This window comes from Mucilaginibacter corticis, from assembly GCF_007558865.1.
Taxonomy (GTDB): Bacteria; Bacteroidota; Bacteroidia; order Sphingobacteriales; family Sphingobacteriaceae; genus Mucilaginibacter; species Mucilaginibacter corticis.
In genome coordinates this window covers 1-15918 of record NZ_VLPK01000006.1, presented here as the reverse complement: position 1 = coordinate 15918, position 15918 = coordinate 1, and the positions used below count along the sequence as shown (strand labels likewise).

Genomic DNA, 15918 nt, shown 5'->3' with positions numbered 1-15918 from the left:
ATAAAATGAGCAATCTTTTCTTAAAAGCCTTTATTACTTTGGTAGCAACCGGCAGTTTTAAGCTGGCTTTAGGACAGCCAAACAAAATGCAAATGTTTAGGCTAAACCAAGTGCAACTCTTGCAAAGCCCGTTTCTCTCGGCAGAGCAAACCGACCTCGAGTATATGCTTAAACTGGAGCCTGACAGGTTATTAGCACCATTCTTGAGGGAAGCAGGATTGGCACCAAAAGCGCAAAGTTACGGTAACTGGGAAAATACTGGGCTGGACGGGCATACTGGCGGGCATTATTTAACAGCTTTAGCACAAATGTATGCCGCTACCGGCTCGGCAGAATGTAAAAAAAGGATGGATTATATGTTGGGCGAATTGGCTCGCTGCCAGCTAAATAATAGAAATGGGTACGTTGGCGGTATCCCCGGCGGGATGTATATGTGGGCACAGATGAAAGCAGGCGACTTTAGCGAATTCAATAAAAAATGGGTGCCATGGTATAACCTTCATAAACTGTTTGCCGGGTTACGGGATTGTTACTTGTTGGCTGGAAATCGGCAGGCTAAAGCGATATTTTTGCACCTTGCTGACTGGGCCAATGAAGAAATTTCCGGTTTAGCAGAAAAGCAAATGCAAAATATGTTGAATACGGAGCATGGAGGAATGGACGAAGTGCTCGCTGATGCTTATGCCCTTTCCGGCAATCATAAATATTTGGTATTGGCAGAGAAATTTTGTCATAAACAAGTGCTTGATGCGTTAAAACTTCACGAAGACAAGCTTACCGGTTTACACGCCAATACACAAATTCCAAAAGTTATCGGTTTTGAACGCATAGCTGAATTAACAAATGATACGAGCTATTCATCTGCAGCCAGTTTTTTTTGGAGAACGGTAGTTAATAACCGCACGATATCGCTCGGTGGAAATAGCGTTAAAGAGCATTTTAACCCATCTGACGATTTTTCTTCGATGATCGAATCAGAACAGGGCCCCGAGACCTGCAACAGCAACAATATGCTCAAGCTATCAAAAATGTTGTTTGTGGATGAGGGTAAACCTGAGTATATGCATTTTTATGAGCGTTTGTTGTATAACCATATACTTTCATCACAGCATTCTGTAACCGGAGGTTTTGTGTATTTTACCCCTATACATCCACAACACTACAGAGTTTACTCTAGCGTGGATGAAAGCTTTTGGTGCTGTGTAGGTACCGGTATGGAAAACCACGGTAAATACGGCGAACTGATTTATACCCATAAAAACGATAATATTTATGTCAATCTTTTTATACCATCATCCCTAAACTGGAAAGAAAATGGCATCAAGCTTATTCAACAAAATAAATTCCCTGATGAAGAACAAACAAACATAAAAATAGAAGCCGCTGGCTCAAAACGTTTTACCTTATTTGTGAGAAAGCCGGTTTGGGTAAAATCAGCGGCCTTTGCGATAAGAATTAATGGAAAAGAGATAAACAACCTGACTTATTCGGGCGGATGTGCCGGAGTTAATCGCATTTGGCATAAGGGTGATAAAGTTACCATTACTTTGCCGATGACAAATTCTGCAGAATACCTGCCCGACCATTCGGGATGGGTTTCTTTCCTACATGGCCCAATTGTATTGGCAGCGCCGACTGATACGACAAATATGCCCGGGCTTTTTGCGAGTGGCAGCCGTTGGGGGCATATTGCCAGCGGCCCGCTGTATGCATTGACGAGGTCGCCTTTGCTGATTGAAAATGGCACTGATCCTGCTGCCGAACTAAAAAAAGTTGCCGGTAAGGAAATGGAATTCAAGATCGGCGACATCACAGAACAGCCTCAATTTAAAAACCTTAAACTTATCCCTTTTTATAAAGTACACGATACACGATATATGCTTTATTGGCCTATTACCACACAAGATAATATACAGAAGAAAGAAGCGGAATTGGCGGCGCTTGATGAAACTTATTTAAAACTAGCTCCCCTTACTATTGACCAGGTATCACCTGGAGAGCAACAGCCGGAGAATGATCACCACTTACTATTTGACATCAGCCAAACAGGCTTGACACGCAATATACACTGGCGTTCGGCTACCGGAAAATTTAGCTATCAAATGCGGTATAATCCGGCAGCAAAATTTTTAAGGATAGCCTATAATGCAAGCGATAAAAATTGCTCATTCGATATTTTGGTCAATAAAATTAAAGTTGCGCATATCGTATCGGAAGAGTCGCAGGAAAATACTTTTACAAACAAAGAATACCCTTTACCGGCGGGTCAGGTCGGTCCTTTGTATGTCGAATTTGTGGCGACTGATGGCATGAAGACTGCGGCTGTATCTGATATAAGGATTATGAGATAATAGTTTAGTTTTACTTGCCAGGGTAATTACCCTAACCTAACAGTCTGATTTTTTTAAGAAAAACAACCTCAATTAAACTAGAAAAAAAATTCCTAACTTAAATAATAACCTCTTCAGATAGATCATTGCATCACAATAAAAAAACGCCCTCTTTAATAGCTTTTTGATAGACCTCCCGGTTAAATGAATATAAGTAGGGTGATCGGTGAGGGCCAATTTTTTTTTGTTCTTTCAGTTTGACAATTAAATTCATAGACAATAATTTTTTCAAAAAATTGCGTTCATCTAGCTTTCGATTCAGCAATCTCTCATAAAGATGATGTATTTCGGGGTATGTGAACTTTTCTTCTAAAAGCTCATATCCTATAGGATAGAAATACAAGTGTTTGCATAAGGATTTCCTGGCCTCATCAATGACATGGCCCGGATCAAATAAAAGCGACGGCAAGCGGTCTATATCCCACCACCGGCAATCCGTGAAAAATCCGCTTTCATGTACAGTAACCTTTGAAAATTCTATAAGGGTATAGAAACCTACGGCAATTTTAGGCTTGAACATCCAGTGATCGCTGGGTATTTGCCGGCCCGTGGTCTTATAAAATGAATCGGCATTGATGTTGGCATCAAGATACTGGCTACAGGAGTTGAACAACTTGAACTGACTTAAAAAAAGTTTATCCAAACCCGTGCGCCTCTTTACGACACTGGCAGCTGCCTCTTCCAGGGTTTCTGTCCTTTTCATAAACCCTACAGGCAACGTCCAGTTGGGCGAGCCGGAGGGACGTTGTAAAAGTACCTTAAGTTCTTTTTCGTGGTAACCAAAGATGACATTACAAATAATCAGATCGCACATGTAATGTTGATCGCCATGATCTATAAAATTGATCCAATTTGCTTCCATTGATGACACGGTTCCAATTTAACAAATTATAAATTGCTTCTTGTTTTTTAAGTGGGACTTTATATTCTGTAAAAACTACATAATGAGTTAATATGTGTATATTGCATTCCTATTAGTTGTAAATGGAATCCTACCTGAATTCATTATGCCAGCTTAATCTGCCTTTCCATGGTTTAATTCAAACCATTTTGGTTATGCTGTTTGCCACTTTTTTAATAGTGGTTACCTACGTCACTTCGCGTGAAAAACATCGTCAAAGAATTCAACATATTATATTTCCAGGCCAGGTTTTGGCGGCGTTAAACTTAGCAGGACCACCTTTTGCGATTTTCAGGATATCAGATTTAAAAATTTGCTACATCAATAGATCGTTCGCCGAACTTTGGGGAGAACATATAACCAACGAAATGTATGCGCAATCGCTATGGACAACTACTGATGGGGAACTATTGCGGGCATTGACAGATGTCGCACAAGACGGCCTCCGAAAAGTTATCATCTACAGGATGAGTACCGGATATGATCAACGTGTATTTCAGGCAGAGATAGACACATTTGAGCAGAAGCCACAATTTGTTGTTTTGATTATGCACGATATTAGTCGATTGTGAAACAAAAGGTAGCTGCAGGATTGTTTGGAAATAAGTCGAATATCCAAACCGGTATGTCGACGATCGCATAAAGGGGTTATTGTATATGCATTTCAGAGAAACCTACCGTGACCTTATTGTATGATCAAGCCTTGCCGGATTTCCAGGCTTTTGGCTTCAGCAGGCTTTTAGGGTTGCCGTTCTCCCACAATTTGTATTGTAATTACTTGCTAATTTTGGTTTGAGCTTAGGTTCTTTTAATTCGTCAAAATTACGACGCCGGACTCTCGCTCAGCTGGCATAAACTCAATGGTGAAAGTGGTGCCTTCAGCAACCTGGCTGCTGACATTTATGCTGCCGCCCATAGTTTCAATCTGACTTTTGACCATAAATAAACCCACTCCCCGTGCATCAATATGCTGATGAAAGGTATTATATAAACCAAAAATTTTATCCCCGTTTGCCGCCATATCGATTCCTAAACCGTTATCCGCAATGTTTAGCATAACCAGCCCGCGCTTTCGCCATGATCTAACAGTCACCGAAAGCGGCCTGTCCGGCGAGCGGTATTTAATGGAATTGCTGATGAGATTAACCAAAACGCTCTCCAGGTAAGCGGGATTAAACAAAACTTGCACATCCGGATCTATCTCAACGGACAACGAGGCACCTACAGCCTTAAGCGAGGGCAGGAGCACATCGCTGACTCTTTGAACCTCAGTCAACAAATTCAAATTCCGGCGGCTCACCTCAAGCTGCTGAACAGTCACGACATCATTGAGATGGGCCAGCGTTTCCAGGAGGGTTCCTGACGTTTTATCAAGCATTTCAACAAGGACGTCTCGTTCCGCAGCTTCCTGTTCTTCCCGTATCATGCGGCTCAGCAACTGGATATTCCCGCTGTAGGTGCGCAGATTATGGGAGACAATATTAGCAAAATTCAGCAGACGCTTGTTTTGACTGTCAATAATCTCCGAATTTTTCTTCTGCTGACTGATGTCAGCGATCTGCGCAATAAAATATAACGGCTTTCCGCCTTCATTACGTACCAGCGACACATTGACCAGGGTCCAGATCAGAATCCCAGAAGCATGCCGAAAGCGTTTTTCCATGCTATAGTATTCTATCTCTCCGCTCAGCAGCTCGGCCAACATCCGTCTTCCGGTATCCAAATCTTCTTTTACGAGCAGTTGCGGCCAGGTTTTGTCAAGGAGCTCTGCTGCCCCATAGCCGAGCATACGGATCAGGCTTGGGTTCACCTCCAGCCAGCGGCCATTGAGTGATACCAGTGCCTTGCCGATCGATGCAAATCGAAAAGCCTGGGCCAATCGTTCCTCTCTTTCTTCCAGCTGATGCCGAACAATGACTTCGTCGGTAATGTCCTCCAGTGTACCGTATAAGACAGATGTGTGATTTTGTTGCCGGACTGCTGCCCTTATTTTGAGCCAGCGGCTTTTGCCGGTGGCAGTAATCAATTCGGCTTCCGTGGTTTCTGGCATGCCGCTGTCGACGACTCTGCGGAAAACTTTCCGGAGACGATCGGATTCTTTATAAAAGTGAAGCGCCTCTTCCTGGCTGGCAGTGAATTCCGGACCGACTTCAAGTAGCTCATAAACTGTACTGTTCCAAAAACATTCCCCGGTACTTAAATTACGCTCCCAAATGCCGAGACGGGCTAATGGCTCCACAAGTTGATAAAGTTCGAATTGGGTGTGCATTAATGCTGAAACAGTTTTTTAATTTTAAAATAACTTTTTTTTACGAAAGAAAACAAAAAAAGTTTTAAAATACAGCATTTGAGCTACCTTTGAAAATTTTGCCCAATTTTTTCAAAATCCAGCAGGATGCCTTAAAAGGTTCAGAATGAGTGATTTTTCGCCAGGAAAGTGGAAAATGGCGACAAATAGAATGACTGCCTGAACTGACTGCAACCACATCCTACATCAGTAGGCGATCGGGTAAACTACTACAAAGGAAGCAGCATTTAATTGTTAATTCACGTTCGTGGTCAGTGTCACTAATGACCTCAGAAAAGATATTAAATTAATAAACGCACGCCGTTGTTAGATTATTATTAGGAAAACACAGTCTGGCCGAATTTAGATTTTTCTATGGCAGGTAGAACAATGCTATGGCGAATTTCTTCATTATTTAATGAATATTAACTAGAATTTACAAACCGGCAATACACTTAATCCGTAAATCGATTATTTGCTATTATGCCGAACCGAAAACTTAAACTACCTGAGGAAATATTAATACGTGCAATGCGGGAACGCCATCCAAATGGGGCCCGGGCATTATATGATATGTACAGCACCGCTTTGTACGGGATCATCTCGCGGATCATTCCTGATTCTGCGCTCGCCGAAGATCTGTTACAGGAAACATTCATTCGCGTCTGGCAATCGGTAGACAAGTATGACGAATTGAAAGGGAGGTTGTTTACTTGGATGGTAAATATCGCCAGGAATCTCGCTATCGATAGCCTGCGATCCAAGAGTTATCGGAATGGACTCAAATGCCACGGCCTGGAGAATAGTGAATTTATCGAGCACAAGTCAACTACTATAGAAGACTGTTTAGACTACAGGCTAATCCGATCAGGCGTTATGCGCTTGCGTCAGGAAGAAATGCAGATTATCGATCTGATATATTATTGTGGATATACTCATATTGAAGCGGCAGAGGCGCTGGGCATACCGCCGGGTACCGTAAAGACTCGGGTCACTATGGCTGTCAATCGGCTGAGGAGATATTATCAGAAAGGGTTGGCAATAGCCAGTTAATATACTTTGTCTAAATGCAGTAATTGTTTTATTGCCATTGGAGTCAAACTTTTGCCTAGCTATTGATACAGCGGGACAAAATTTGAATCATCAAGATCGCAGCGTACCGCCATGCTGCTGAACTGGATGTCGCCGAAAATGTTTGCAATGGAAGCATCTGCAGCATCTCTTCCGCTCGCGATCTTTATCAGGCCGTTGATGGGCACCAGTTTAGTGGCATCAAATAAGATCCACTCACCCCCGAGATAGGCTTCAAAACAAGCATGGAAATCCTGTGGCACGAGCAAATAGGCATAAGCTGTAAAGTAACGTGCCGGTATGGATAATGCGCGGCAGAGCGCGATGCCCAGGTGGGCGAAATCCCGGCATACCCCGGCCTGTTGTGTTACGGTATCATAGGCAGAGGTTTCTACATTGGAAAACCCACTGCGGTATTCTACATTGGTATGGATCCAGTCCACTATAGCCACGACCTTTTCGTAGGCGCTGCCAAGGTGCCCGAACAGGTGGCCTGCCAATCGCCCCAGTTTATCCGACTGGCAGTAGCGGCTGGGATAAAGCATCGGCAAAATCTCGGGGGGCAACTGGTCAACCGGCGTTTCAAACAGCTCGGCGGGATTTTTCGCAGTATACGTATGATCTACGATGGCCTGGTAGGAGATGCGGAGCGGTCCGTTTTCTGTCAGTTTGAGGCGGATCAGCCGGTTCTCTCCGTTTACAGCGCAGATCTCTTCTAATTTGTGGTACGGCTCTATGATGAGCGTCTCTGAAGAAACCGCCTGCTGTGAAGTCCGTAAAGCGTGCACGTTAAGGATCAGCGTACCCGGGCCATTTACCTGGTAGTTGAGCTCGGCGGTGGTAAAAAATTTCATATGCCTCTAACAACAGCTTTAGAACTTGGTTTGAAAATATTTTCCAGTCCTAATGGCAAAAAAGGCGCAAATATCACAGCCAAATTTGGGGAAAAACTGGATTTTTTGAAAAAAGATGCAAATTAAAAATATTTTTTTTCTCAAAAACAATACTTAACTGTCATGGCTTTTCAACGTGTTAATTGACGTTTAATTTGAGTTTAAATTTTTATAATGGAAGTGATAAATATTCTTATCGTAGACGATAACGCAGATAACCTACACGCCTTGGAGCTATCTTTGGAACGGGATAACGTCGTTATTTTCAGCACGACATCCCCAGGAAATGTCCTGAAAATTTGCGCGGAAAACGATATTTCTATTGCACTTATCGATGTGAAAATGCCGGATATTGATGGTTTCCAGGTACTGGAGATGATCAAAAGTGATCCCTTAACAGCGCACATCATGGTTATTCTTATTACCGGCTACTCCATGAGTTCGGAACATGTGGTTAAAGGATTAAGTAACGGGGCAGTTGATTACTTATTTAAGCCACTTGATCTGTATATAACCATTGCGAAAGTCAACTCGCTGATCACCCTGGTTAACTACCAAAAAGAAATAAAAAAGAAAAATGAGGAGCTGGAAGTTTATCAGCATGAACTTTTTAAAGCGATCAGGAAAACGGAGAAGAGCAAAATTATCAAAGAAAACTTTTTGGCTAATATGAGCCATGAGATAAGAACACCGCTAAACGCGATCATAGGGTTGACCCATCTGTTGAAAGATACCGAAAATTATGAAGAGCAGCAGGAAATGATCCGTTTGATGGAACATTCTTCCCAGGCCTTATTGGGTATTGTCAATGACATACTGGAAAGCGCCAAGATTGACGCGGGTAAAGTTGAAATCGTGCGTACAGAAACGGACATGGTCAATTTAGTTGAAACCATTTGTGACCTGACGCGACCCATGGCCAAAGAAAAAGGGCTTGACCTGGTCTGTGAGATTGGCGATAATGTGCCCGCAATGATGATGGCGGATTCCCTCAGGATCAATCAAATTTTAATAAACATCATCAACAACGCCATCAAATTTACCCTTCGCGGAAGTGTTACTGTAAATTTAAAACTGATCGAAAAAAATGAGGATAAGGCCCTGCTTCAATTTACGGTAAAAGATTCCGGCATTGGTATTTCCAAATCGTCCATAGATAAAATTTTTACCCGTTTTGAACAGGTCGAAGATAAGACCTGGCAAAAATTCGGAGGTACCGGGCTTGGCCTTTCCATAGTCAAGCGGCTGATTAAACTCAAAGGAGGAACCTTGCACGTGGAAAGTGAAATTGGCGTGGGCACAACATTCACTTTTGAAAATTGGTTCCATTTAGCGGAACATGCCCAGGTGGAAGGTGCTCAGCAGCAAGCTGTGCCCGGAAAGATGGATAACTTGAATATATTGCTGGCGGACGATGATGAATCAAACCAGTACATCATTGTCGAAATGCTGAAAGAATGGAATATCACTGTAGCTATTGCCGAAAATGGATGGGAGGCTATCGAAAAATTGAAAGAAAATAATTTTGATTTGATTTTAATGGATACCCATATGCCCGTTATGAACGGTTATGAAACTACACGCTGGATACGCAAAGAAATGCCTGATCCCAAAAAAAATATTCCCATCCTAGCGTTTTCAGCCTCCGTAATTGAAAAAGAAAAAAGGGCCGCTACCGAAGCAGGGGCTAACGACTTTATTGAAAAGCCTTTTGAAATAAACTACCTGGTAAATAAAATAAAAGATTTTGCAATTAGGTGAGCTTATAGAATGACTGAATTACTTGCTGTCCTTTTTGAAGAATTTAGCAAACAGGTATTCGACATACCCAACACTGAAATAGTCGAGAAACTTCCAGTTGGGAAAATGGTCTTTTTTCAGGGATTTTAAACCGGCCAGTATGGTTACGATAATCAGTAGAAATGCAGCTACGCTAAATAAAATTTCGATGATCAAGACAAATGCACTCATTTTCTTTTAAACTTAAATTTAAATAGCCTCTGGTTAAATATTTTACCAATAATAACAAATAGCTATTGAAAAACAGCTTTTATCTCAATTTTTTTTATAAACAAAGCCAGGGTTTGATGGTTTTTAGGTTATGGGCTACGACAAATTAATGTTGACGAGATTGGATCACTTTCGCGCGGTGTTAGGCATACTGCCGGGGACTGCTGAAATCGCTGCCGAACTGCTGATCCTTTCTGCCGGAAGTGAACGCGGCGGCTGGAGTTACCGTCATCTGGACATGCCGGGCGAGACCCTGTATTTTATCTTTCGTAAGGCCGGTTACAGTGACGGGCTTGCGGCCGTATGGGAATGCGTCGACCGCGACCTGGATAAAATCATGAAAGAACAGCTCGGCAGCTTTGCCTGAAACAATAGGGTTGTCTGACAGTTGTAACTGTATGGAAAATTACCCGATCATTATCAGCGTGGATAAGGAAGTGCATCATTTTGAGGTGGGCGAATACCCGCATCATAATGGAGAGCAGTGCAAGTATAAGGTGTTTGAACATGGGGTCTATGTGGCCAGCTTTGAGCCGGATGCGCAGGATTTCCTGCACATCTGCCAGAACCCGGGTGAAATTAAGGAAGCGGTGCTGCATTTGCTGGCTGATAAGATCGAAGCTCATCATCCGCAGGGGATCAATGACAACATTAGAAAATTAAAACTATGAGAAGTATCTGGACAGGTTCCATCGGCTTTGGCCTGGTGAGCATCCCCATCAAATTGTTTTCAGCGGTAGAGGAAACCCGGCTGGACCTGGACATGCTGGACAGCCGCGACCATGCCCACATCAAGTTTCAGCGGGTAAACGAGCACACGAAAAAGGAAGTCCCTTATGATAAGATCGTTAAAGGCTATAAATACGATGATGATTACGTGATCATCGAGGAAGCGGACTTTGAAGCGGCAGCGCCGGAAAAGACCAAGGTCATCGAGATCGAAAACTTTGTGGACGTCGCTTCGGTCAACCCGATGTATTATGAGACTTCATATTACACCGAGCCGGCGACGAAAAAGAACAAGGCTTATGCTTTACTGCTGGCAGCGCTGAAGAAATCGGGTAAAGCGGGCCTGGCCAGGTTTGTGCTGCGCAGCACGGAAAGTTTATGTATCGTACATCCGGTGGATGACGCTATTGTGGTCACCCGTATCCGTTTCGCCCAGCAGATCCGCAGCCAGGAGGATCTTAATTTGGATGAAGATATCAAGGTGAGCGATAAAGAGTTGAAAATGGGCCTGGCCCTGATCGAGCAGTATGCCGAGCCGCTGGATCTATCGAAATATAAAGATGAATACCATACCGAGCTGATGAGTATCATCGAGCAAAAGGCCAAGGGTAAACGTCCGACCATCAAGAAACTGAAACCGGTGAAGGCCAAAAGCGATGATCTTTACGATCAGCTGATGAGCAGCCTGAACGCTAAAAAAGGAGCCTGATGAAAGCCGCCCCTTAAGGCGGCTTTCATTTTTTTGACTTATTTGAGGTTGGTTTGGATCTTTTGGATCTCTTCTAAATGGTGTTGCACTACCGGTGCCGTCTTGGTGGCGAAAGCTTTCAGGTCCGCGTCTTTACCGCCGGAAGCTTCGGATTGCATTAAAGCTAATGTTTTCTGGTGGCCTTCGACCATGGCTGCGACGTAGGCTTTGTCAAATGCGGAGCCGCTCAGCTTACTTAGGCTGTCGCTTTTAGCCTGGTGTTCGGCGTCCAGGCCGGCTGGAAGTACAGTAATAGGTGGTCAATACTTTGATTTGCCGTACGGGTTTTGCTTTAACAGATCCGTTACTTCCACCATTTCAAAGGAAACTTAATTTCTCCGATCGAACGAACAACCAGGTCCGGCTTATAGCCATAACGGATCAAGCCATTTTCATCCGCTATCCCTGACAGTACCAGGATTGTTTTGAATCCCATGTAGATCCCGCCGATAATATCGGTTTCCATGGTATCGCCGATGACGGTAACGTTCCCGGGCGATAGCTGCATATAAGCAGCTGCCGAGCGCATCATAACGGGGCTGGGTTTGCCGATGACAAACGGCTCCCTGCCGCAGGCTTCCTCGATCATGGCGGCGGTAGCGGCGATGCCCAGGTTGTTCCAGCCGGAGCGGCGCGGCGAAGGGTCACGGTTGGTGGCAAGGAAACGCGCCCCGTCGATGATCATATCGACTGCTGCATGCACTTTATCCAGGCTGAATTCCTGGCCCTCGCCTAACAGGACGATATCGGGTTTTTTGTCGACCATACGGATGCCCGCATTTTTCAGACTTTTGAGCAGGCCGCCTTCACCCAGTACATGAACGGTGCAGCCGGGGTAATGTTCAGTCAGAAAGGTAGCCGTTGCCATCGCGCTGCTGTAAATATGGTCCTCTGTAACCTCAATGCCCAGCTTCGCCAGCTTGGCTACGGCGTCGGCCCGGCTTTTGGAGCTGTTATTGGAAAGAAAAGTGAACGGGATGTTTTTGTCGAGCAGTCTTTTAACGAACCGGTCTGCCCCTTCAATCAGTTCTTCGCCGGCGTAGATCACGCCATCCATATCGATCATTAAGCCATGTTTGTTATGTGTTCTCATGCTGATACTACAAAGTGAATAGCGAAATGTTACCGCCTTGTATCTAAAAAAAGCCGTTATCATAAACGGCTTTTTTAGATATCGTGGTTATTTTAATCGTCCGCTAATTCCCTGCCTGCGTCGTGGTTTGCCCGGTCTTCGGCAATTTCTGTTAGTTTGGCGTCAGCCAGTTTTTCTTCATCAAGGGTTGATTTTAGAATTTCGGCAATCTCCGTTTTCTCGAGGGTCGTGGCCAGCGCGATCATGCCGCCATAAGAAGCGATCTCGTAATGTTCCGCTTTCTGACCGGCAAAGATCAGGCCCACGTCACGCTGCGCAGTACCTTCTTCCGTAGCGCTGATGATCTCATCGCCTTCATCGATAATGCCTGCCATGGCATCGCATTTTCGGCTTTCCGGCTCCAGCCCTAAAAGATTAAAGATTTGCTCCAGCCGGGTTACGTGGGTTACAGTTTCAGATAAATGCATTTCAAAGGCGTTTTTCAGCTCTTCCGAAGTGGCGGCATCGGCCATGTCCGGCAAGGTTTCCACCAGTTCCCTTTCGGCCCAAAGCAGGTCTTTCAGTTCATTGACGAAAAATTCCATGAGTTTAGACGTGCCTTCATCAGCAGCCTGTTCATCCTGCCAGGCTTCTTCCTGCTCCACACTTTCAGGTTCCGGGATAAAACCTTCATTCAGCTGGAAGTCGTTATTTTCGGCGTTTACATTTTCTTCACCCGCCGCTTCGTATTCGCCAACGATCTTTCCCTGGGGAAATTCCGTTGATGCAGGTTCTTCGTCCGAGTGGTTTAGCCGGTTTACGATTTCGTGTGCATATTCCGCGCGGGCCTCGCTGCCACCTTCCTCCATATCTTCGGCGGCGATTATCGTATTGTTGTCCGGTGAAGGCGCACGGTTATAGAATTTATCATCGTTAAAATGTTCGTGCGCATAAAACTGCGGTTGTTCATAGGGCGCGGTGCTGCCGCCGAATACTTCCCGGATTAATACTTCATCTTGCGGATCCAGTTCGCCGGTTTGGTAAGCAGGCAAGCCCGCTAATTCTTCTGCCGATCCAATCGGGATGGTAAGTGTTTCCTCATCCGTTGACAGTTCGGCAAGGCCAATGGGTACCAGTACGCGTTTGTCTTCGTCGCTGATCTCGTGTTCTTCGCTGGCCTGTAATTCCACGATCAGGTAGCGTACTTTTTGTGCCTGCGCGTCAAACAGCAGGTCGCTCACTTCGCCGACCTTTATACCACTGCTTCCCACCACGTTCCAGCCGGTGATATCCGGTTCGCCCTCTCTGATTTCATAATCACTGTTGCTCAATTCTTCCAGCGTGCGCTTAGCGGGCTGGTTTTCTTCTTCTTCAAATGCCATTTCTTTTGTTTTTGATGATTAATTATTATGCTGACCGCTGGTTGTTGTGTCAGCATTATTTTGTGTCCCCTGACCGGAATGGCCATGGAAAATAAAATAGAGAATCGCCACTGCGATCACTGCGATTAAAAGCCATAGCCACCAGGGGCTGGATTTTTTTGGTTGGACGTTGATATCTGCCATGTTGTGTTATTGTAATTTGTTAATGTGATGCATTAGTTTTTACCCCGGAACAGGGAAATGATATAGATAATGATCGCAATGATGATGACCACGGCGATGATGCCTACAACAGCACCTGCTTTAAAAATACCGGCAATAGCGGAACAACCGCTCAGCGCCATCAGCATGACCGCGAATAACCCGCTTATGATTATTTTTTTCATAGCCTTAGATTTTAGTGTAGGTACTCCATTGCGCGATGCCTTCTGGTTCAGCATTTTTGACTTCTGCGCTTTTCACTTCGCTCAGCTCTTTGTTGAGTTTTTCGGAATCTTTTAATTCAGCTTTAAAATCATCTTCTAAAATTATTTGACCTTTAGTTTCTTTTGCCTGGGCGATCGGATTTTCTACATAGACAAATTGCTTACCCATGCCTTTGATCTCGCCTTCGTTCCATGGGCCGCGAACTGTCCCTTCAGACAGGTTATACACGTTTTGCAAGTAGCGCGGGTCAGCGGCCAGTACGCCCGGCGGGAAGTTGGGCTGGATCGTGTCCAGCGCCGCTTCGAACATTTTGTAGTGGGTTACTTCACGGGTCATCAGGAAGGAGAGTGTTTCCTTTACATAAGGATCGTCGGTAAACTTCATCAAATGCTCGTAAACTAATTTTGCTCTTGATTCTGAAGCCAGGTTGCTGCGCAGGTCGACGGTCAGGTCGCCATTGGAGTGAATATAGGACGCACACCAGGGCACGCCCTGGCTGTTTCTTGGTGTCGGGCCGCCGCCGGTAATGATAGGGAACTGCGGGTTTGCTGCAAGCGCGGCATGAATAACACTTTCTTTGGCTGCTTTGCCGTTCATAGAAACCATGATCTCGCTTTGCTCAGCGGCGTCTTTTAATTCGCCGTTGACACCTTTTAAAAGCATCTGGATGGTCGCGCCGACGATCTCCAGGTGACTGAATTCTTCGGTTGCGATATCCATCAGCATGTCGTATTTATCCGGGTGCGGCTGTTTGGCGCCGAAGGCCTGGGTGAAATACTGCATGGCAGCAGCAAGTTCGCCGTTTTCGCCGCCGAATTGCTCCAATAACAGGTTGGCAAAACGCGGATCAGGGCGGGATACCCTGGCGTTGAATTGTAGATCTTTTACGTGGTGAAACATATTGTTATTTTTTAATGGTTAAAATGTTAGAGATTAATCCTCTTCGTTAACTTAGCAATTACAATGCCTTTTACTTCTAATTAAAAAAATTAAATTCAAATTAATTTAAAACAAAACAGGAACAGATTGGTAGGCTCATTGGCCTGAAGAATTGATGGCTTGGCTGAGGCCAAAATCATCGTCAGCGTACGCGATGCGGGGTGGGTATCAAGGCTGAAGATCTCCCCCGCTTATTTGAACGATATAACCGGGTCGAGCATAGCCAGACGCAGTATATTTCCGGGTTCGGGATTAGTTTGTACCTGAGTGCCGAGATCATCAAACGCCATGGTGGACGCATATGGGCGGAAAGTGAACTGGGAAATGGTTCTGTATTTTATTTTACGCTGCCGCAAACAGTTTCGGGATCCTGAGTAGTGCCTATAAATTCGGTACCAATGGGTTTGATGCCGGTTTGTTTATACTGCGAGATACACATAGCCTGTCCGTTCTGCAGGGCAGAAGTGTGAGGTCAAAGGCACACTGACAACAAACAAATCTGTATCAAGTATCGCATGAAAGTAAAATGCAACTGCTGCCTTAAACAGGTCAATATCATGATAGCTGATTAATGGTCTTTCATGGTCATCAATCAATTCGAATACATAACTTCGAAGTGGAATATACGTACGATCCTCAATATATAAGGTAGCTTCCAATGATACCGTTCCTTCATGCAATACATAGTCCTCTGCCTGAAATACTTGCATTCTAAAGTCGTCTGTTCGACGTTTGATGATGGTTTGTCTACCAATGATGGTGACGTTGTAAGCTTCCATGATTTAATTTCTTTGACACAAAGTTATGCTAAAAATATTAGCAATTGCAAGATCGTTTTATTTATTTAATAGGAATTACTTGAACAGATTTGAAAATCGTTTGTGATTTAAATCAAACGCGGGTGGACTCATCCTGCCGTTTCTTTGTGACATCAAAAAACATAAAGCATATGAAAACAAATCATTTTAAAGAAAACCGCGAGCAATTGATGGTATTGTCCATCCTCATAACATTCTTAATTCCTAAATCTGCAACCGGTGGTAAATACGCCATTTGGGAAGAAACCGTGC

The 15918-nt window shown here is 44.3% G+C and carries 20 protein-coding genes; 9 read left to right on the top strand and 11 right to left on the bottom strand.

Features of this window, described 5'->3' with window-relative positions:
- Positions 1-5: 5 nt before the first annotated feature.
- On the top strand, positions 6-2351 hold the full coding sequence (locus FO440_RS21820) for a glycoside hydrolase family 127 protein (protein ID WP_144250441.1): 2346 nt from the start codon (positions 6-8) through the stop codon (positions 2349-2351).
- A 130-nt stretch (positions 2352-2481) separates the two neighbouring features.
- On the opposite strand, the gene FO440_RS21815 is transcribed toward FO440_RS21820, so the two are convergent.
- The gene (locus FO440_RS21815) at positions 2482-3252 is read right to left on the bottom strand and encodes an NUDIX hydrolase (RefSeq protein WP_144250440.1); all 771 of its coding nucleotides are present in this window, start codon (positions 3250-3252) and stop codon (positions 2482-2484) included.
- A gap of 122 nt (positions 3253-3374) precedes the next feature.
- On the opposite strand from FO440_RS21815, the gene FO440_RS21810 reads away from it, so the two are divergent.
- Positions 3375-3863, top strand: a complete 489-nt coding sequence (locus FO440_RS21810) for a hypothetical protein (RefSeq protein WP_144250439.1) — start codon at positions 3375-3377, stop codon at positions 3861-3863.
- Positions 3864-4099: 236 nt separating this feature from the next.
- Here FO440_RS21810 and FO440_RS21805 read toward each other — a convergent pair whose 3' ends face one another.
- The gene (locus FO440_RS21805) at positions 4100-5560 is read right to left on the bottom strand and encodes a sensor histidine kinase (protein ID WP_144250438.1); all 1461 of its coding nucleotides are present in this window, start codon (positions 5558-5560) and stop codon (positions 4100-4102) included.
- Between the two features lie 501 nt (positions 5561-6061).
- Between FO440_RS21805 and FO440_RS21800 the strand changes: the two genes are divergently transcribed.
- Positions 6062-6631, top strand: coding sequence for an RNA polymerase sigma factor (locus tag FO440_RS21800; RefSeq protein ID WP_144250437.1), 570 nt, complete (start codon positions 6062-6064; stop codon positions 6629-6631).
- Positions 6632-6690: 59 nt separating this feature from the next.
- Here the strand turns inward: FO440_RS21800 and FO440_RS21795 are convergent, their stop codons facing one another.
- On the bottom strand, positions 6691-7503 hold the full coding sequence (locus FO440_RS21795) for a transglutaminase-like domain-containing protein (RefSeq protein WP_144250436.1): 813 nt from the start codon (positions 7501-7503) through the stop codon (positions 6691-6693).
- Between FO440_RS21795 and FO440_RS25005 the strand changes: the two genes are divergently transcribed.
- Both FO440_RS25005 and FO440_RS21790 read left to right on the top strand, forming a co-directional pair.
- Positions 7504-7629, top strand: a complete 126-nt coding sequence (locus tag FO440_RS25005) for a hypothetical protein (RefSeq protein WP_262711507.1) — start codon at positions 7504-7506, stop codon at positions 7627-7629.
- An 87-nt stretch (positions 7630-7716) separates the two neighbouring features.
- On the top strand, positions 7717-9303 hold the full coding sequence (locus FO440_RS21790; RefSeq protein WP_144250435.1) for a response regulator: 1587 nt from the start codon (positions 7717-7719) through the stop codon (positions 9301-9303).
- Between the two features lie 18 nt (positions 9304-9321).
- Here FO440_RS21790 and FO440_RS21785 read toward each other — a convergent pair whose 3' ends face one another.
- Positions 9322-9513 carry a hypothetical protein gene (locus FO440_RS21785; protein ID WP_144250434.1) on the bottom strand — a complete coding sequence of 64 codons (192 nt, stop codon included), beginning with the start codon at positions 9511-9513 and terminating at the stop codon, positions 9322-9324.
- A gap of 130 nt (positions 9514-9643) precedes the next feature.
- Here FO440_RS21785 and FO440_RS21780 point away from each other — a divergent pair, with 130 nt between their 5' ends.
- Genes FO440_RS21780 through ku form a run of 3 tightly spaced genes read left to right on the top strand, consistent with a single transcriptional unit; the run spans position 9644 to position 10990 of the window.
- Positions 9644-9919 carry a hypothetical protein gene (locus tag FO440_RS21780; protein ID WP_144250433.1) on the top strand — a complete coding sequence of 92 codons (276 nt, stop codon included), beginning with the start codon at positions 9644-9646 and terminating at the stop codon, positions 9917-9919.
- Between the two features lie 31 nt (positions 9920-9950).
- Positions 9951-10223 (top strand): hypothetical protein, encoded by a 273-nt coding sequence (locus FO440_RS21775; protein WP_144250432.1) that lies wholly within the window; start codon positions 9951-9953, stop codon positions 10221-10223.
- A complete protein-coding gene (gene ku, locus FO440_RS21770; protein ID WP_144250431.1) occupies positions 10220-10990 on the top strand; it encodes a non-homologous end joining protein Ku in 771 nt (256 codons plus the stop codon). The genes FO440_RS21775 and ku overlap by 4 nt, the downstream gene beginning before the upstream one ends.
- Positions 10991-11028: 38 nt before the next feature.
- On the opposite strand, the gene FO440_RS21765 is transcribed toward ku, so the two are convergent.
- The 6 genes from FO440_RS21765 to FO440_RS21750 form a co-directional block, all read right to left on the bottom strand.
- Positions 11029-11262, bottom strand: a complete 234-nt coding sequence (locus FO440_RS21765) for a DUF4142 domain-containing protein (RefSeq protein ID WP_262711509.1) — start codon at positions 11260-11262, stop codon at positions 11029-11031.
- 71 nt (positions 11263-11333) lie between these two features.
- Entirely contained in the window at positions 11334-12122 is a 789-nt protein-coding gene (locus FO440_RS21760; RefSeq protein ID WP_144250429.1) for an HAD-IIA family hydrolase, read from the bottom strand.
- Positions 12123-12214: 92 nt separating this feature from the next.
- Positions 12215-13483 carry a DUF892 family protein gene (locus FO440_RS21755; protein ID WP_144250428.1) on the bottom strand — a complete coding sequence of 423 codons (1269 nt, stop codon included), beginning with the start codon at positions 13481-13483 and terminating at the stop codon, positions 12215-12217.
- An 18-nt stretch (positions 13484-13501) separates the two neighbouring features.
- Positions 13502-13666 (bottom strand): hypothetical protein, encoded by a 165-nt coding sequence (locus FO440_RS24580; RefSeq protein ID WP_186292753.1) that lies wholly within the window; start codon positions 13664-13666, stop codon positions 13502-13504.
- Between the two features lie 32 nt (positions 13667-13698).
- Positions 13699-13869, bottom strand: coding sequence for a hypothetical protein (locus tag FO440_RS24575; RefSeq protein ID WP_186292752.1), 171 nt, complete (start codon positions 13867-13869; stop codon positions 13699-13701).
- 4 nt (positions 13870-13873) lie between these two features.
- Positions 13874-14809, bottom strand: a complete 936-nt coding sequence (locus tag FO440_RS21750) for a manganese catalase family protein (protein WP_144250427.1) — start codon at positions 14807-14809, stop codon at positions 13874-13876.
- Between the two features lie 200 nt (positions 14810-15009).
- On the opposite strand from FO440_RS21750, the gene FO440_RS21745 reads away from it, so the two are divergent.
- Positions 15010-15222: an ATP-binding protein gene (locus FO440_RS21745; protein WP_144250426.1), complete on the top strand. Its 213-nt coding sequence runs from the start codon at positions 15010-15012 to the stop codon at positions 15220-15222.
- A 45-nt stretch (positions 15223-15267) separates the two neighbouring features.
- On the opposite strand, the gene FO440_RS21740 is transcribed toward FO440_RS21745, so the two are convergent.
- Positions 15268-15627: a hypothetical protein gene (locus FO440_RS21740; protein WP_144250425.1), complete on the bottom strand. Its 360-nt coding sequence runs from the start codon at positions 15625-15627 to the stop codon at positions 15268-15270.
- Positions 15628-15918 lie beyond the last annotated feature (291 nt).

What these genes read in the sequence shown, in the direction of transcription:
- FO440_RS21820 (WP_144250441.1), top strand. Translation starts at nt 6, where the DNA reads ATGAGCAATCTTTTCTTAAAAGCCTTTATTACTTTGGTAGCAACCGGC.
- FO440_RS21815 (WP_144250440.1), bottom strand. Translation starts at nt 3,252, where the DNA reads ATGGAAGCAAATTGGATCAATTTTATAGATCATGGCGATCAACATTAC.
- FO440_RS21810 (WP_144250439.1), top strand. Translation starts at nt 3,375, where the DNA reads ATGGAATCCTACCTGAATTCATTATGCCAGCTTAATCTGCCTTTCCAT.
- FO440_RS21805 (WP_144250438.1), bottom strand. Translation starts at nt 5,560, where the DNA reads ATGCACACCCAATTCGAACTTTATCAACTTGTGGAGCCATTAGCCCGT.
- FO440_RS21800 (WP_144250437.1), top strand. Translation starts at nt 6,062, where the DNA reads ATGCCGAACCGAAAACTTAAACTACCTGAGGAAATATTAATACGTGCA.
- FO440_RS21795 (WP_144250436.1), bottom strand. Translation starts at nt 7,503, where the DNA reads ATGAAATTTTTTACCACCGCCGAGCTCAACTACCAGGTAAATGGCCCG.
- FO440_RS25005 (WP_262711507.1), top strand. Translation starts at nt 7,504, where the DNA reads ATGCCTCTAACAACAGCTTTAGAACTTGGTTTGAAAATATTTTCCAGT.
- FO440_RS21790 (WP_144250435.1), top strand. Translation starts at nt 7,717, where the DNA reads ATGGAAGTGATAAATATTCTTATCGTAGACGATAACGCAGATAACCTA.
- FO440_RS21785 (WP_144250434.1), bottom strand. Translation starts at nt 9,513, where the DNA reads ATGAGTGCATTTGTCTTGATCATCGAAATTTTATTTAGCGTAGCTGCA.
- FO440_RS21780 (WP_144250433.1), top strand. Translation starts at nt 9,644, where the DNA reads ATGGGCTACGACAAATTAATGTTGACGAGATTGGATCACTTTCGCGCG.
- FO440_RS21775 (WP_144250432.1), top strand. Translation starts at nt 9,951, where the DNA reads ATGGAAAATTACCCGATCATTATCAGCGTGGATAAGGAAGTGCATCAT.
- ku (WP_144250431.1), top strand. Translation starts at nt 10,220, where the DNA reads ATGAGAAGTATCTGGACAGGTTCCATCGGCTTTGGCCTGGTGAGCATC.
- FO440_RS21760 (WP_144250429.1), bottom strand. Translation starts at nt 12,122, where the DNA reads ATGAGAACACATAACAAACATGGCTTAATGATCGATATGGATGGCGTG.
- FO440_RS21755 (WP_144250428.1), bottom strand. Translation starts at nt 13,483, where the DNA reads ATGGCATTTGAAGAAGAAGAAAACCAGCCCGCTAAGCGCACGCTGGAA.
- FO440_RS24580 (WP_186292753.1), bottom strand. Translation starts at nt 13,666, where the DNA reads ATGGCAGATATCAACGTCCAACCAAAAAAATCCAGCCCCTGGTGGCTA.
- FO440_RS24575 (WP_186292752.1), bottom strand. Translation starts at nt 13,869, where the DNA reads ATGAAAAAAATAATCATAAGCGGGTTATTCGCGGTCATGCTGATGGCG.
- FO440_RS21750 (WP_144250427.1), bottom strand. Translation starts at nt 14,809, where the DNA reads ATGTTTCACCACGTAAAAGATCTACAATTCAACGCCAGGGTATCCCGC.
- FO440_RS21740 (WP_144250425.1), bottom strand. Translation starts at nt 15,627, where the DNA reads ATGGAAGCTTACAACGTCACCATCATTGGTAGACAAACCATCATCAAA.